Below are 13,760 nucleotides of genomic sequence, written 5' to 3'. Positions count from 1 at the left end.
CCGCCCGCGGACGGCTCAGTAGCGGTACGGCTCGTACTCGCCGGGGCCGCCCTGGTACGGGTAGCCCTGCGGCTGCTGCGGGGGCTGCTGCGGCTCCTCCGGCAGGTAGGGCTGGGCGGCGTCGCGCTGCTGCGGGACCCAGACCCCGCCGGGCGGGGTGTCCATCGAGTACTGCTGGCGGCCGTAGTCGCCGTACGCGGTGTAGTCGTACTCCTGCGCGGGGGCGACGCCGCCGGTGCCGATGTACGGGTCCGAGTAGGCCGCGTAGACCTGCTGTTCGGCGCCCGGGTAGCCGGCGGAGTAGTCGTAGCCGCCCTGGCCCTGGGGGTCGTAGTACGCCGCGAACTGGTGGGCGTCCTGCTCGGGCGTGGTGAACGGCGAGGCGAACGCGGCCGTTTCGGCGGGGTGCTGGGTGTAGGCCGGCGCCTGGTGGGCGTCCTGCGGGCCCGGGGAGGCGAAACTCCGTATGCCGTAGGAGCCGGTCTCCTCGGGTACGGGCTGCGGGGTGAAGACGTCCTCGTCCCCCGCGTCGAGTTCGTCGCGGTCCGCGGCGCGGCGCCCGGCCGACGCCTCGTACTCCGGCTGGTCGCTCTCGGCGCCGTACTCCAGCGCCGTCACCTCCAGCGCGGGTTCCGCGCGCGGGGGGCGCGGGCCGCCGCTGCGGCGGCGTCCGCCCTTGCGCACGGGCTCCCCGCCCCGACGCAGCGCCCAGCCGGCGACGAAGCCCTTGCGGAAGGAGAGCGTCACCAGTGTCTGGCCCACCGCGAACGCGGCCGCGCCGACGGCGATGACCAGCACCGACGGCAGCACCACGCCGGCGACCACCCCGACGAACCCGGCGAAGGCGAGCAGGCGCCAGCGGAGCCGGGCCTTGTACTGCATCAGGACCTCGGCAAGCAGCCACAACGCGACGAAGCCGAACGCGATGTAGAGGACCGTCATTCCCATGCATGGCCCCTCTCGGTACGGCCGACCGCACGGGAAACGGGGGCCGGCCGATCAGGCCCGCTGGTGCAGACCCAGGTTTTCGTAGATCTCGAGAGTCGCCGTCGAATTGTTCAGCGTGATGAAGTGCAGCCCCGGGACACCCTCGGACAGCAGCCGCGCGCAGAACTCCGTGGCGAACTCGATGCCAATGGAGCGTACAGCGGCCGGGTCGTCCTTGACCGCGAGCATGCGGTCTTTTACCGCCTCGGGGAAGACTGCGGTGCTGAGTTGGGGCAGCCTGTCGAGCTGCTTGATCCCCACAACAGGCATGACTTCGGGGATGATCGGGGTCTCGCAGCCCGCCTGCTGGACGCTGTCGCGCAGCCGAAGATAATTCTCCGGGTCGAAGAACATCTGCGTGATGGCGTAGTCGGCGCCCGCACGGCACTTGTCCACGAAGTGCCGGATGTCCGTGTCCCAGTCCGCGGAGCGGGGGTGCATCTCGGGGAAGGCCGCGACGCCGACGCAGAAGTCGCCGGACTCCTTGAGCAGGCGCACGAGGTCGGCGGCGTAGTCCACGCCCTCGGGGTGCTTGACCCAGGGACCCATGGGGTCGCCCGGCGGGTCACCGCGCAGCGCGAGCATGTTGCGGATCCCCGCGTCGGCGAACTGGCCGATGACGTGGCGCAGCTCCGCGACGGAGTGGTCCACGGCGGTGAGGTGGGCGACGGGGGTCAGGGTGGTGTTCGCGGCGATCTGCTCGGTAGCGCGGACGGTGCCGCCGCGGGTGGAGCCGCCGGCTCCGTAGGTGACCGAGACGAAGCTGGGGGCCACCGCTTCGACCCGGCGCAGGGCGTTCCAGAGGTTGCGCTCGCCCTTCTCGGTCTTGGGAGCCCAGAACTCGAAGGAGTACGAGCTCCCGGACGCGAGCAGGTCGCGGACCGTGTGTGCACGGTCCGACCAGGTGGAAGCGGTACCAAGGGCCATACCGGCAGGTTAGACGGGGGTCGCCGCGGGCCGTAGCGCAGTCCGCCTTTTGGACACGTTTTTGGACACTACCGTGGTGCGGGCCCGGTCAGGCGCGCTCGCGCACCCGCTTGGCCAGTTCGTTGGCGGCCGCGCCGGGGTCGGTGGCCTCGGTGATGGCCCGGACGACCACGATCCGGGTGGCGCCGGCGTCGAGCACCTCGTCCAGGTTCGTGGCGTCGATGCCGCCGATGGCGAACCAGGGGCGGTCCTGGCGCAGGGACGCGGCGTACCGCACGAGGCCGAGGCCCGGGGCGTAGCGGCCGGGCTTGGTGGGGGTGGGCCAGCAGGGGCCGGTACAGAAGTAGTCCACGCCGGGCTCGGCGGCGGCCGCGTCGACCTCGGATTCGCCGTGGCAGGAGCGTCCGACGAGGACCCGCGGGCCGAGGATCGCGCGGGCGGCGGGGACGGGGATGTCGCCCTGGCCGAGGTGGAGCACGTCGGAGCCGATGGCGTGCGCGACGTCGGCGCGGTCGTTGACGGCGAGCAGCTTGCCGTGCCGGCGGGCGGCCTCGGCGAAGACCTGGAGGTGTTCGAGTTCCTCGCCGGCCTCCATGCCCTTGTCGCGGAGCTGGACGACGTCCACGCCGCCGGCCAGGGCTGCGTCGAGGAACTCGGGGAGGTCGCCCTGCCGCTTGCGGGCGTCCGTGCACAGGTAGAGCCGGGCGTCGGACAGCAGCATGGGTGTACCCCCGTGGTGGTGGCGGTGTACGGGCCGCGGGGCCCGTACACCGGGTGGATCGGTACCTGTGGATCAGTACGTGCGGATCAGTACCTGTGGATCAGTACCTCACGTCGTGCGTGGGTGCGTCAGAGGGCGAGCGCCTGAGCGCGGCGCTTCACCTCCGTGCCACGATTCTCGCTCAGCGCCTGGGCGGGGGTGCCGGGGAGGGTCGGGTCGGGGGTGAACATCCACTCCAGGATCTCCTCGTCGGAGAAGCCGTCGTCGCGGAGCACGGTCAGCAGACCGGTGAGGCCCTTGACGATCTTGTCGCCGTCGATGAAGGGGGCGGGGACCTGGAGGGAGCGGTTCTCGCCGCGGCGCACCGCGAGCAGCTGACCTTCCTTGACCAGCTGGCGGACCCGGGTCACTTCGATGTCGAGCATCTCGGCGATGTCGGGGAGGTAGAGCCAGGCGGGGACAAGGGCATCGATCTTTGCGTCAATCTCGGTCACGGGCACAAGCCTGCCATCTCGGACTCGCCGCCGGTACTCGGACCACCCCGTCCGGGTTCCGGCCGGGACGCGCCCGGGCCGGCCGGGGGTCCCGGAACCGGGCCGGGGGCGGGTGCGTCAGGCCTGCGCCGACTTGAGCGGGGTGTCGGGGTCCGCGACCGCCGCCCGGGAGAGCGCCGTGCCCGCCTCGATCAGCCGGCGTCCCTGCGCCAGGTCCCGGGGCCGGCCCACGGCCAGGACCGCCACCAGCGCCCCGCCGCGCAGCCAGCACACCGACCACGACGCTCCGGCCGGATCCCCCCGCCACAGCATCTCGTCCGCTCCGCCGTGGTGCCCCGCGTACTGCACGAACCGGCCGAACTGCTCCGACCAGAAGTACGGCACCGGGTCGTAGGACGCGCCCTCCGCCGTCTCCCCCGTCTCCGCCGCGAGCACGTTGGCCGCCACCACCCGCGGCCCTTGGAGCGCGTTGTCCCAGTGGTGGACCAGCAGCCGCTCCCCGTACCGCGCCGACGGGAACGACGCGCAGTCCCCCACCGCGTACACCCCCGGTACGGAGGTCCGCAGCCGGGCGTCGGCGGTGACCGAGCCGTCCGGGCCCAGCTCGACCCCCGAGCCCGCCAGCCAGTCCGTCGCGGGCCGGGCCCCGATGCCGACGACCACCGCCCCCGCCTCCAGCGACCGGCCGTCCGCCAGGTGGACCCGGCCCTCCTCCACGGACGCCACCCGCGCCCCGGTCAGCAGCCGGGCGCCCGCCTCCGCGTACCAGCGCCCCATCGGCTCCGCGACCTCCGCCGGCACGGCCCCCGCCAGCACCCGCTCCGCCGCCTCGACCACCGTCACCGCGCAGCCCGCCTCCCGGGCCGCCGTCGCGAACTCCGCGCCGATCCACCCGGCGCCGACCACCACCACCGGGGGCGCCGCCGCGAGCACGGGCCGCAGCCGGGCGGCGTCGTCCAGCGTGCGCAGCAGGTGCACGCCCGGGACCCCGTCGGAGCCCGGCAGGGTCAGCGGGCGCGCTCCCGTCGCCAGCACGAGCACGTCGTACGGGACCGGGCCCGCCTCGGTGTCCACCTCGCGGGCGCCGGCCCGCAGCCCGGTGACCTCCACCCCGAGCCGCAGGCCGATGCCGAGGGCCTCGAAGTCCACGTCGAAGGCGGAGTCCTCGGCCTTTCCGAGCAGCACCGCCTTGGACAGCGGGGGCCGGTCGTAGGGCTGGTGCGGTTCGGCCCCCAGCAGGGTGACGGGGCCGGTGTAGCCCTGCTCCCGCAGGGCGACCGCGGTCTGCACCCCGGCCATTCCGGCACCGACGATGACGACGCCGCTCTGAGTCTGTTCCGTCTGCTCGCTCACGCCGCCCACCCTAATCACCTGACGTTTCATCAGGAACAGGCCCGGGGGAGGCAGCCTTACCCGGCGTGCTCGGCGGGGTTAGTCTGGCCACCGTACCTATCGCGGGAGTCCGGACGCACCGGGCTGAGAGGGAGGCTGGCCGGCCTCCGACCGTACGAACCTGATCCGGGTCATGCCGGCGAAGGGAGGGGCTGGACGCCCATGCACTCGTCTCGGAGGGGGTCCCCGGAGGGATCCGACGTCCTCGTCATCGGGGGCGGCATCATCGGCCTGGTCACCGCCTGGCGGGCGGCGCGGCGCGGACTGCGCACCGTACTGGCCGACCCGGTCCCCGGCGGCGGCGCCGCACAGGTCGCGGCCGGCATGCTCGCCGCCGTCACCGAACTGCACTACGGCGAAGAGACCCTGCTCGGGCTCAACGTCGCCTCCGCCGCCCGCTACCCGGAGTTCGCCGCCGAGCTCGCCGAGGCGAGCGGCGGCATGGACATCGGCTACCGCGCCTGCGGCACCCTCGCCGTCGCCCTCGACGCCGACGACCGCCTCCACCTGCGCGAACTGCACGCCCTCCAGCGCTCCTGCGGCCTGGACGCGCAGTGGCTGACCGGCCGCGAGTGCCGCCGCCTGGAGCCCATGCTGGCCCCGGGCGTACGCGGCGGCCTGCGCGTCGACGGCGACCACCAGGTGGATCCGCGCCGGCTCACGGCCGCGCTGCTGGCCGCCTGCGAACGCGCCGGGGTCACCGTGCACCGGGCGAGCGCCGCCCGGCTGCTCGTCGCGGCCGACCGGGCCGCCGGGGCCCTGCTGGACGACGGTACGGAGCTGCGCGCCGGCCAGACGGTCCTGGCGGCCGGCTCGCTGTCCGGGCAGCTGCCCGGGGTGCCGCCTGAGGTGGCGGTCCCGGTGCGGCCGGTGAAGGGGCAGGTGCTGCGGCTGACGGTGCCCGCCTCGTACGCCCCGTTCCTGTCCCGGACCGTACGGGCGGTCGTGCGCGGCAGCCACGTCTACCTCGTGCCGCGCGAGAACGGCGAACTCGTCGTCGGCGCGACCAGCGAGGAGCTGGGCTGGGACACCACCGTCACGGCCGGCGGGGTCTACGAGCTGCTGCGCGACGCCCACGAGCTGGTGCCGGGCATCACCGAACTGCCGCTGACCGAGACCCGGGCCGGGCTGCGGCCCGGCTCCCCCGACAACGCCCCGCTGCTGGGTCCGACCGCGCTGCCCGGACTGCACCTGGCCACCGGGCACTACCGCAACGGGGTGCTGCTGACCCCGCTCACCGGCGACGTGATGGCGGAGCTGCTGGCCACCGGCACCGTGCCGGAGATCGCCCGCCCCTTCACCCCGCGCCGGTTCACCGAGGCACGTCAGGAGACGTACGCATGACCATCTCCGTCAACGGCGAGCCGCGCGAGGTCGCGGCCGGCACCACGCTCGACGCGGTGGTCGCCACCTTGACCCGGGCCCCCAAGGGGGTCGCCGCCGCCCTCAACGAGACGGTCGTCCCGCGCGGGCAGTGGCCGCACACCCCGGTGGGCGACGGCGACCGGGTCGAGGTCCTGACCGCGGTACAGGGGGGTTGAGGGCCATGGCGGACGACGTCTTCACCCTCGGCGGCCGGACCTTCTCCTCGCGCCTGATCATGGGCACGGGCGGCGCCCCGAGCCTGGACGTGCTGGAGCGCGCCCTGGTCGCCTCCGGTACGGAACTCACGACCGTCGCCATGCGCCGACTGGACCCGACGGTCCAGGGCTCGGTGCTGTCGGTGCTGACGAAGCTCGGCATCGCGGTGCTCCCCAACACGGCGGGCTGCTTCACGGCGGGCGAGGCCGTACTGACGGCCCGCCTCGCGCGGGAGGCGCTGGGCACGGACTGGATCAAGCTGGAGGTCGTCGCGGACGAACGCACCCTGCTGCCGGACGGCGTCGAGCTGCTGGACGCCGCCGAGGTCCTGGTCGACGAGGGCTTCACGGTGCTGCCGTACACCAACGACGACCCGGTGCTGGCCCGGAAGCTGGAGGACGTGGGCTGCGCGGCGATCATGCCGCTGGGCTCCCCGATCGGCTCGGGGATGGGGATCCGCAACCCGCACAACTTCGAGCTGATCACGGAGCGGGCGGGCGTGCCGGTGATCCTGGACGCGGGGGCCGGCACGGCCTCGGACGCCGCACTGGCGATGGAGCTGGGCTGCGCCGGGGTGATGCTGGCCTCGGCGGTGACCCGCGCCCAGGCGCCGGTGCTGATGGCGGCGGCCATGCGGGACGCGGTCACGGCCGGCCGCCTCGCCTACCGCGCGGGCCGCATCCCCCAACGCCGCTTCGCCCACGCCTCCTCCCCCGACCAGGGCCGCGCGACCCTGGACCCGGAACGCCCGGCGTTCTGAGCGGGCGGGGGTACGGGCTGACCATCTCCCCCTCGCCCCCGGGGCGGGTGGGCAAACGCCGCCCCCGGGGCGGGGGCTGTGGGGGTGGAGGCCCCGGCCGCGTGCGCCCCCGTACCCCCGCCCCGCGTCACAGCCGCGCTGCAAGGCGACCCGGACCGGTGGGGGCCGGCGGGGCGGCTCGTAGAATCTCCGGGTGGACACGACCCTGGATGACCCCCTCGTCGGGCAGACGCTCGACGGCCGCTACCGCATCGACGCCCGTATCGCGGCCGGCGGCATGGCCACGGTCTACCGGGCCCTCGACACCCGCCTCGACCGCGTCCTCGCGCTGAAGGTGATGCACCCGGCCCTCGCCGCGGACGCCGCCTTCGTCGAGCGCTTCATCCGCGAGGCGAAGTCCGTGGCCCGCCTCGCCCACCCCAACGTCGTCGCCGTGTTCGACCAGGGCACGGACGGCCCGTACACGTACCTGGCGATGGAGTACGTCTCCGGCTGCACCCTGCGCGACGTGCTCCTGCGGCGCGGCGCCCTGCAGCCGCGGGCCGCCCTGGACATCCTCGAACCGGTCCTCGCCGCCCTCGGCGCCGCGCACCGGGCCGGCTTCGTGCACCGCGACATGAAGCCCGAGAACGTCCTGATCGGCGACGACGGCCGGGTCAAGGTCGCCGACTTCGGCCTGGTCCGCAGCGTGGACACGGTCACCAGCACCACCGGCTCCGTCCTCGGCACCGTCTCCTACCTCGCCCCGGAGCAGATGGAGAACGGCGTCACCGACACCCGGGTGGACGTCTACGCCTGCGGTGTCGTGCTCTACGAGATGCTCACCGGCGCCAAGCCGCACACCGGCGGCTCCGCCGCGCAGGTGCTCTACCGGCACCTCCACGAGGACGTTCCGCCCCCCTCGGCCGCCGTCCCCGGGCTGCCCGCCGGCCTGGACGCGCTGGTCGCGTACGCCACGGCCCGCGATCCGCAGCTGCGGCCCGCCGACGCCGCGGCGCTGCTGGGCCTGACGCTGGAGGCCCGCGCCGCGCTCAGCGAGGCCGAGCTGGACGCCGTACCGCCGCAGGCGCACCCGGGCGCGCAGGGCGCGAGCGAGGACCGCACCAGTGTGATCCCCCGGCCCGTCGCCCCGGCGGGCGCGTCGGCGGCCGAGCCGCTCCACCACACCTCCCGCCTGACGACGCCGCCCCCGCCGCCACCGCGCGCCCGGCGCCGGGGCCGGCCGCGCGGCCTGCACCTGGTCATCGCCGGGGTGCTGCTGGTCCTCGGGCTCGGCGCGGGGGTCTGGTACATCAACTCGGGCCAGTTCACGAAGGTGCCGAACCTCCTGGGCAAGACGGAGGAGCAGGCCCGTTCCGAGCTGTCGGCGGCCGGTCTGGGCGTGAAGGGCGTCGACCGGAAGTTCAGCGAGGCCTTCGACCGCGGCACTGTCATGAACACCGACCCCCAGGGCGGCAAGCGCATCCGCGGCAACGGCTCGGTGACGCTGACGCTCTCCCGCGGCCCCGAGGTCGTCAGCGTGCCCGCGGTCAAGGGCAAGACCCTGGACGCCGCCAAGGCGGAGCTGACGTCGGCCGGTCTCGCGCCCGGCATCGTGACCCAGGCGTTCAGCCAGGACGTCCCCCAGGGCGCGGTGATCAGCACGGACCCGGAGGGCGGCCAGAAGCGGGCCCCCGACACGGCGGTGGCGATCGTCGTCAGCAAGGGGCGCCCGGTCCAGGTGCCGAACGTGGCCGGCCAGCCGGTGGATCAGGCCCGCGTCGCCCTCCAGGACCTCGGCCTGAAGGTGGAGACGGCGGCCGAGCAGGTCAACTCCCCCTCCCCGGCCGGTACGGTCGCCAACCAGTCCGCGGCCGCCGGCACCCAGGCGGCGGCGGGTGACACGGTGACGCTCACCGTGTCCAAGGGCCCCCGCCCGGTACAGGTGCCGAACGTGACGGGCCAGGAGGCCGACGTGGCCCGCAGGGCGCTGGAGGCCCTGGGCTTCAAGGTGAAGGTGGAGCGGCCCTTCTTCGGTTTCAGCAACACCGTCGACGCGCAGTCGGTGCCGGGCGGCCAGAGCGCCCCCGAAGGCAGCACGATCATCATCAGGACCAAGGGGCTGTAAGTGCTCGTCGACCAGGCCACGGACCAGCCCGCCGTCGCGGCCGCCCACCCGGCGGCCGATCCCGGCGCCGACCGGAGCGCCGCGCGCCGCAATCCCGTGGGCGGGCACGTCCCCGTGGCCGGCGGGCTCGCCTCGGTCGGCCTGACGTACGCCCGCGAGCTGGGTGCCGAGGCCGTCCAGGTCTTCGTGGCCAACCCGCGCGGCTGGGCCACCCCGACCGGCAGTCCCGCGCAGGACGAGTTGTTCCGCGCCCAGTGCGCGGCCGGGTCCGTGCCGGCCTACGTACACGCGCCGTACCTGATCAACTTCGGTTCGCACACGGAGGCGACCGTCGAGAAGTCGGTGGAGTCGCTGCGGCACTCGCTGCGCCGCGGCCGGGAGATCGGTGCGCTCGGGGTGGTCGTGCACACCGGCTCGGCCACCGGCGGCCGCCCCCGCGAGGCGGCGTACGCCCAGGTCAGGCAGTACATGCTGCCGCTGCTGGACGAGCTGACGCACGACGACGACCCGTGCCTGCTGCTGGAGTCCACGGCCGGGCAGGGCTCCTCGCTGTGTTCGCGCACCTGGGACTTCGGCCCGTACTTCGAGGCGCTCGACCACCACCCGAAGCTCGGCATCTGCCTGGACACCTGCCACATCTTCGCGGCCGGGCACGACCTGGCGGAGCCGGGCGGAGCCAAGCAGACGCTGGACCTGCTGGTGGACACGGTGGGCGAGGGCCGGCTCAAGCTGGTCCACGCCAACGACTCCAAGGAGGGCGTCGGCGCCCACAAGGACCGCCACGCGAACATCGGCCAGGGTCACATCGGGCGGGAGGCGTTCGGTGAGCTGTTCTCCCACCCCGCGATGGCGGGCGTGCCGCTGATCATCGAGACCCCGGGCGGCAAGGAGGGCCACGCCGCGGACGTGGCGCTGCTGAAGGAGCTGCGCGAGGCGCACGCATAACACCTTGGGGAATACCCCTGGGGGGTATACGGTTCGGGTATCCAGGACCGCGCCCCGCCCTCCCCCGGAGAGGCGGCGTCCCCAGGAGGCTGACCATGGACCACGCACACGCGCACCACGACCACGGCGGAACCGAGCAGCCGCAGGCCCACGCGGCCCACGGCGAGCACGCAGCCCACGGCGGGCACACTGCACCCGGCGGCGGCCACGCGCACCACGGCGGCTCCGGCCCGGTCAGCTGGGGCACGGCCGCCAAGGCCACCCTGCACTGCCTCACCGGCTGCGCCGTCGGCGAAGTGCTCGGCATGATCATCGGTACCGCGCTCGGCTGGGGCAACCTGGCCACGATGATCGCGGCCATCGTCCTCGCGTTCTTCTTCGGCTACGCGCTCACCCTGCGCGGCATCCTCGGCGCGGGCGTGGACCTCCGTACGGCCGTCCGGGTGGCGCTGGCCGCCGACACCCTCTCCATCGCCGTGATGGAGCTGATCGACAACGGCGTGATCGCACTGTGGCCGGGCGCGATGGACGCCCACCTGTCGGAGGCGCTGTTCTGGACGGCGCTCGCGCTCTCGCTGGCGCTCGCCTTCGTCGTCACCACCCCGGTCAACAAGTGGATGATCGGCCGCGGCAAGGGCCACGCGGTCGTCCACCAGTACCACTGACCCGAGGGGACGGCGGCTAGATCTCGGGCCCGTCGCCCGGCTCCTCCTGGTACGAGTAGCGCTGCTCGCGCCAGGGGTCGCCGATGTTGTGGTACCCCCGCTCCTCCCAGAAGCCCCGCCGGTCGGCGGTCATGTACTCCACGCCCCGGACCCACTTGGGCCCCTTCCAGGCGTACAGGTGCGGCACGACGAGCCGCAGCGGGAAACCGTGCTCGGCAGTCAGCAGTTCGCCACCCTGGTGGGTGGCGAAGACGGTGCGCTCCGAGGAGAAATCGGCCAATCGCATGTTCGAGCTGAACCCGTACTCGGCCCACACCATCACATGCGTGACCTGTGGCGCCGGCGGGGCCAGCGCGAGGACGGTACGGGCGAGCACGCCGCCCCATTCGGCCCCCGGCATGCTGAATTTCGTCACGCAGTGCAGGTCCGCTACGACGGAGTCGAACGGCAGGGCCGTGAACTCCTCGTGGTTCCAGCAGTGCTTCTCCCCGTCGGCCGTGGCCCCGAAGACGCGGAACTCCCAGCGGTCGGGCTTGAACTTGGGCACCGGACCGTAGTGGGTGACCGGCCAGCCCCGCTGCAACCGCTGCCCGGGAGGGAGCTCGAACTGCTCTGCTCCCGGAGATTCCCGGCTTTCCGGCTGACCCATGCCTCCATGGTGACAGACGTCGCGGGGTGTTCATGACCAGCTCCGGGCTCATTCGGGCAAGTCATGGCAACTCCCACTAAGGAGGCACTTACTGGACTGCCCCCAAGGACGGTGGAAGGATGCGCGCACTGCCCAGTCACCTAGCTGACACTGCCTGGAAGGAGCCTCTGCGATGCAGGGCGACCCCGAGGTCCTTGAGTTCCTCAACGAGCAGCTGACCGGCGAGCTCACGGCCATCAACCAGTACTGGCTGCACTACCGCATCCAGGACAACAAGGGCTGGACGAAGCTCGCCCACTACACCCGTGCCGAATCCATCGACGAGATGAAGCACGCGGACAAGATCACCGAGCGCATCCTGATGCTCGACGGCCTGCCGAACTACCAGCGCCTCTTCCACGTGCGCGTCGGGCAGACCCTGACGGAGATGTTCCAGGCGGACCGGCAGGTCGAGGTCGAGGCGATCGACCGCCTGCGGCGGGGCATCGAGGTCATGCGCGGCAAGGGCGACGTCACCTCCGCGCGCCTCTTCGAGGAGATCCTCGAAGACGAGGAGCACCACATCGACTACCTCGACACCCAGCTGGAGCTCATCGAGAGCATCGGCGAGCCGCTGTACATCGCGCAGCAGATCGAGCAGCCGGAGAGCTGAGCCCGGCCGGGGCCGTCAGGCGCGGGCGGTCAGGCCGCGTCCGCCAGCGCGGGCTGTGCGACGGGCGCGGGCCCGACGGGCGCGGGCTGCGCGGCGAGGACGGCCGCCGTCCGGCCCGTCTCCAGGAGCTCGCGGCGCGGGCACGCGCCGCGCCCGAGGAGGCCCTGGATGGTGCGGACGCAGGAGCCGCAGTCGGTGCCGGCCTTGGTGGCCGAGGCGATCTGCCGGGGGGTGCAGGCCCCGGCTTCCGCGTGTTCCTTGACCTGCTTGTCGGTGATCCCGAAGCACGAGCAGACGTACACGCGGTTCACCTCCTGGGAGTGGACGGGGTCGGACGAGCCACTCCTATTCGGTGAGGCTTACCTAACCGTACCTAAGGTTAGGGTCCCCTAAAAGACCTGGATGCGACACTGGGGCGCGGATCACATCGATCCGCGCCCCACCGTCACGATCCGCTTACTGGTCGCGGTACATCTCGGCGACGAGGAACGCCAGGTCCAGGGACTGGCTGCGGTTGAGCCGCGGGTCGCAGGCCGTCTCGTAGCGCTGGTGCAGGTCGTCGACGAAGATCTCGTCGCCGCCGCCCACGCACTCGGTGACGTCGTCACCGGTGAGCTCGACGTGGATGCCGCCCGGGTGGGTGCCCAGGGCCTTGTGGACCTCGAAGAAGCCCTTGACCTCGTCGAGCACGTCGTCGAAACGGCGCGTCTTGTGCCCGGAGGCCGCCTCGAAGGTGTTGCCGTGCATCGGGTCGGTGACCCAGGCGACCGTCGCGCCCGAGGCGGTGACCTTCTCGACCAGCGCGGGCAGCTTGTCGCGGACCTTGTCGGCGCCCATCCGGACGACGAAGGTCAGCCGGCCCGGCTCGCGCTCGGGGTCCAGCCGGTCGATGTACGTCAGCGCCTCGTCCACCGAGGTGGTCGGGCCGAGCTTGATGCCGATCGGGTTGGCGATCTGCGAGCAGAACTCGATGTGCGCGTGGTCCAGCTGGCGGGTGCGCTCACCGATCCAGACCATGTGGCCGGAGGTGTCGTACAGCTTGCCGGTCCGCGAGTCGGTGCGGGTCAGCGCGCCCTCGTAGTCGAGGAGCAGCGCCTCGTGGGAGGCGTAGAACTCCACCGCCTTGAACTCGGCCGGGTCGGTGCCACAGGCCTTCATGAAGTTCAGCGCGTTGTCGATCTCCCGCGCGAGCTGCTCGTAGCGCTGCCCGGACGGGGAGTTCTTCACGAAGTCCTGGTTCCAGGCGTGCACCTGGCGCAGGTCGGCGTAACCACCGGTGGTGAAGGCGCGCACCAGGTTCAGCGTCGACGCGGACGCGTGGTACATGCGCTTGAGCCGCTCGGGGTCCGGGATCCGGGCCTCTTCGGTGAAGGCGAAGCCGTTGACGGAGTCGCCGCGGTAGGTCGGCAGGGTGACGCCGTCGCGGGTCTCGGTGTCCTTCGAGCGCGGCTTGGAGTACTGGCCGGCGATGCGGCCGACCTTGACGACGGGCACGGAGGCCGCGTACGTCAGGACGGCGCTCATCTGGAGCAGCGTCTTGAGCTTGGCGCGGATGTGGTCGGCGGACACGGCGTCGAAGGCCTCGGCACAGTCGCCGCCCTGGAGCAGGAACGCCTCGCCCTTGGCGACGGCTCCCAGACGGGCGCGCAGCTGGTCGCACTCGCCCGCGAACACGAGGGGCGGATACGACTCGAGGTCCGCGACGACAGCGCGCAGTGCCTCGGCATCGGGGTACGAAGGCTGCTGCGCCGCGGGAAGGTCTCGCCAGGTCGCCTTGGCGGCGGGGGCGTGGTTTTCAGCGTTCACGGTCACCTCGTACACATTACGTCGTCACGCGGGACGTCCAGCCCGTTGCCCACTTCGTGAGACGGGTGTCTCCG

At 72.8% G+C, this 13,760-nt stretch carries 15 protein-coding genes and 1 riboswitch; of the genes, 7 read left to right on the top strand and 8 right to left on the bottom strand.

All coding sequences use genetic code 11. The annotated features are described in order from the left end of the window. Nucleotides 1-15: 15 nt before the first annotated feature. The 5 genes from ACZ4M3_RS15020 to ACZ4M3_RS15000 all read right to left on the bottom strand — a co-directional run bounded on the left by ACZ4M3_RS15020 (nucleotide 16) and on the right by ACZ4M3_RS15000 (nucleotide 4,482). Nucleotides 16-948, bottom strand: coding sequence for a hypothetical protein (locus ACZ4M3_RS15020; RefSeq protein ID WP_467732587.1), 933 nt, complete (start codon nucleotides 946-948; stop codon nucleotides 16-18). Nucleotides 949-999: 51 nt separating this feature from the next. Continuing rightward, a complete protein-coding gene (metF, locus tag ACZ4M3_RS15015; RefSeq protein ID WP_467732585.1) occupies nucleotides 1,000-1,914 on the bottom strand; it encodes a methylenetetrahydrofolate reductase [NAD(P)H] in 915 nt (304 codons plus the stop codon). 88 nt (nucleotides 1,915-2,002) lie between these two features. Next, nucleotides 2,003-2,635 carry a thiamine phosphate synthase gene (thiE, locus tag ACZ4M3_RS15010; RefSeq protein ID WP_467732583.1) on the bottom strand — a complete coding sequence of 211 codons (633 nt, stop codon included), beginning with the start codon at nucleotides 2,633-2,635 and terminating at the stop codon, nucleotides 2,003-2,005. A gap of 128 nt (nucleotides 2,636-2,763) precedes the next feature. After that, a complete protein-coding gene (locus ACZ4M3_RS15005) occupies nucleotides 2,764-3,129 on the bottom strand; it encodes an Rv2175c family DNA-binding protein (RefSeq protein WP_136215209.1) in 366 nt (121 codons plus the stop codon). A 117-nt stretch (nucleotides 3,130-3,246) separates the two neighbouring features. Beyond that, nucleotides 3,247-4,482, bottom strand: coding sequence for an NAD(P)/FAD-dependent oxidoreductase (locus ACZ4M3_RS15000; protein WP_467732581.1), 1,236 nt, complete (start codon nucleotides 4,480-4,482; stop codon nucleotides 3,247-3,249). 91 nt (nucleotides 4,483-4,573) lie between these two features. Continuing rightward, a riboswitch (TPP riboswitch) is annotated at nucleotides 4,574-4,686 on the top strand. Between ACZ4M3_RS15000 and thiO the strand changes: the two genes are divergently transcribed. The 6 genes from thiO (at nucleotide 4,684) to ACZ4M3_RS14970 (ending at nucleotide 10,579) form a co-directional block, all read left to right on the top strand. Beyond that, nucleotides 4,684-5,865, top strand: coding sequence for a glycine oxidase ThiO (gene thiO, locus ACZ4M3_RS14995; protein WP_467732579.1), 1,182 nt, complete (start codon nucleotides 4,684-4,686; stop codon nucleotides 5,863-5,865). (Overlaps the previous riboswitch by 3 nt.) Further along, the gene (thiS, locus tag ACZ4M3_RS14990; RefSeq protein WP_030227960.1) at nucleotides 5,862-6,062 is read left to right on the top strand and encodes a sulfur carrier protein ThiS; all 201 of its coding nucleotides are present in this window, start codon (nucleotides 5,862-5,864) and stop codon (nucleotides 6,060-6,062) included. The genes thiO and thiS overlap by 4 nt, the downstream gene beginning before the upstream one ends. A 5-nt stretch (nucleotides 6,063-6,067) precedes the next feature. After that, complete coding sequence (locus ACZ4M3_RS14985; protein ID WP_467732577.1) at nucleotides 6,068-6,862, top strand: thiazole synthase; 795 nt, start codon at nucleotides 6,068-6,070, stop codon at nucleotides 6,860-6,862. 193 nt (nucleotides 6,863-7,055) lie between these two features. Beyond that, complete coding sequence (pknB, locus tag ACZ4M3_RS14980; RefSeq protein WP_467732576.1) at nucleotides 7,056-8,969, top strand: Stk1 family PASTA domain-containing Ser/Thr kinase; 1,914 nt, start codon at nucleotides 7,056-7,058, stop codon at nucleotides 8,967-8,969. A 96-nt stretch (nucleotides 8,970-9,065) separates the two neighbouring features. Then, nucleotides 9,066-9,914, top strand: coding sequence for a deoxyribonuclease IV (locus ACZ4M3_RS14975; protein WP_467733104.1), 849 nt, complete (start codon nucleotides 9,066-9,068; stop codon nucleotides 9,912-9,914). Nucleotides 9,915-10,009: 95 nt separating this feature from the next. Beyond that, the gene (locus ACZ4M3_RS14970; RefSeq protein ID WP_467732574.1) at nucleotides 10,010-10,579 is read left to right on the top strand and encodes a DUF4396 domain-containing protein; all 570 of its coding nucleotides are present in this window, start codon (nucleotides 10,010-10,012) and stop codon (nucleotides 10,577-10,579) included. Nucleotides 10,580-10,595: 16 nt separating this feature from the next. On the opposite strand, the gene ACZ4M3_RS14965 is transcribed toward ACZ4M3_RS14970, so the two are convergent. Next, on the bottom strand, nucleotides 10,596-11,228 hold the full coding sequence (locus ACZ4M3_RS14965) for a sulfite oxidase-like oxidoreductase (protein ID WP_467732572.1): 633 nt from the start codon (nucleotides 11,226-11,228) through the stop codon (nucleotides 10,596-10,598). Between the two features lie 172 nt (nucleotides 11,229-11,400). Here ACZ4M3_RS14965 and bfr point away from each other — a divergent pair, with 172 nt between their 5' ends. Further along, nucleotides 11,401-11,880, top strand: a complete 480-nt coding sequence (bfr, locus tag ACZ4M3_RS14960; RefSeq protein ID WP_467732570.1) for a bacterioferritin — start codon at nucleotides 11,401-11,403, stop codon at nucleotides 11,878-11,880. 29 nt (nucleotides 11,881-11,909) lie between these two features. Here the strand turns inward: bfr and ACZ4M3_RS14955 are convergent, their stop codons facing one another. Then, on the bottom strand, nucleotides 11,910-12,191 hold the full coding sequence (locus ACZ4M3_RS14955; RefSeq protein ID WP_467732568.1) for a (2Fe-2S)-binding protein: 282 nt from the start codon (nucleotides 12,189-12,191) through the stop codon (nucleotides 11,910-11,912). Between the two features lie 145 nt (nucleotides 12,192-12,336). After that, nucleotides 12,337-13,701 (bottom strand): class II 3-deoxy-7-phosphoheptulonate synthase, encoded by a 1,365-nt coding sequence (locus ACZ4M3_RS14950; protein ID WP_467732566.1) that lies wholly within the window; start codon nucleotides 13,699-13,701, stop codon nucleotides 12,337-12,339. Nucleotides 13,702-13,760 lie beyond the last annotated feature (59 nt).

This window comes from Streptomyces sp. NPDC026522, assembly GCF_055567555.1.
This window is presented reverse-complemented; position numbering and strand designations above follow the sequence as displayed.

Coding starts and splice junctions, on each gene's coding strand:
- ACZ4M3_RS15020 (WP_467732587.1), bottom strand. CDS start 948: ATGGGAATGACGGTCCTCTACATCGCGTTCGGCTTCGTCGCGTTGTGG.
- metF (WP_467732585.1), bottom strand. CDS start 1,914: ATGGCCCTTGGTACCGCTTCCACCTGGTCGGACCGTGCACACACGGTC.
- thiE (WP_467732583.1), bottom strand. CDS start 2,635: ATGCTGCTGTCCGACGCCCGGCTCTACCTGTGCACGGACGCCCGCAAG.
- thiO (WP_467732579.1), top strand. CDS start 4,684: ATGCACTCGTCTCGGAGGGGGTCCCCGGAGGGATCCGACGTCCTCGTC.
- thiS (WP_030227960.1), top strand. CDS start 5,862: ATGACCATCTCCGTCAACGGCGAGCCGCGCGAGGTCGCGGCCGGCACC.
- ACZ4M3_RS14985 (WP_467732577.1), top strand. CDS start 6,068: ATGGCGGACGACGTCTTCACCCTCGGCGGCCGGACCTTCTCCTCGCGC.
- ACZ4M3_RS14970 (WP_467732574.1), top strand. CDS start 10,010: ATGGACCACGCACACGCGCACCACGACCACGGCGGAACCGAGCAGCCG.
- ACZ4M3_RS14965 (WP_467732572.1), bottom strand. CDS start 11,228: ATGGGTCAGCCGGAAAGCCGGGAATCTCCGGGAGCAGAGCAGTTCGAG.
- bfr (WP_467732570.1), top strand. CDS start 11,401: ATGCAGGGCGACCCCGAGGTCCTTGAGTTCCTCAACGAGCAGCTGACC.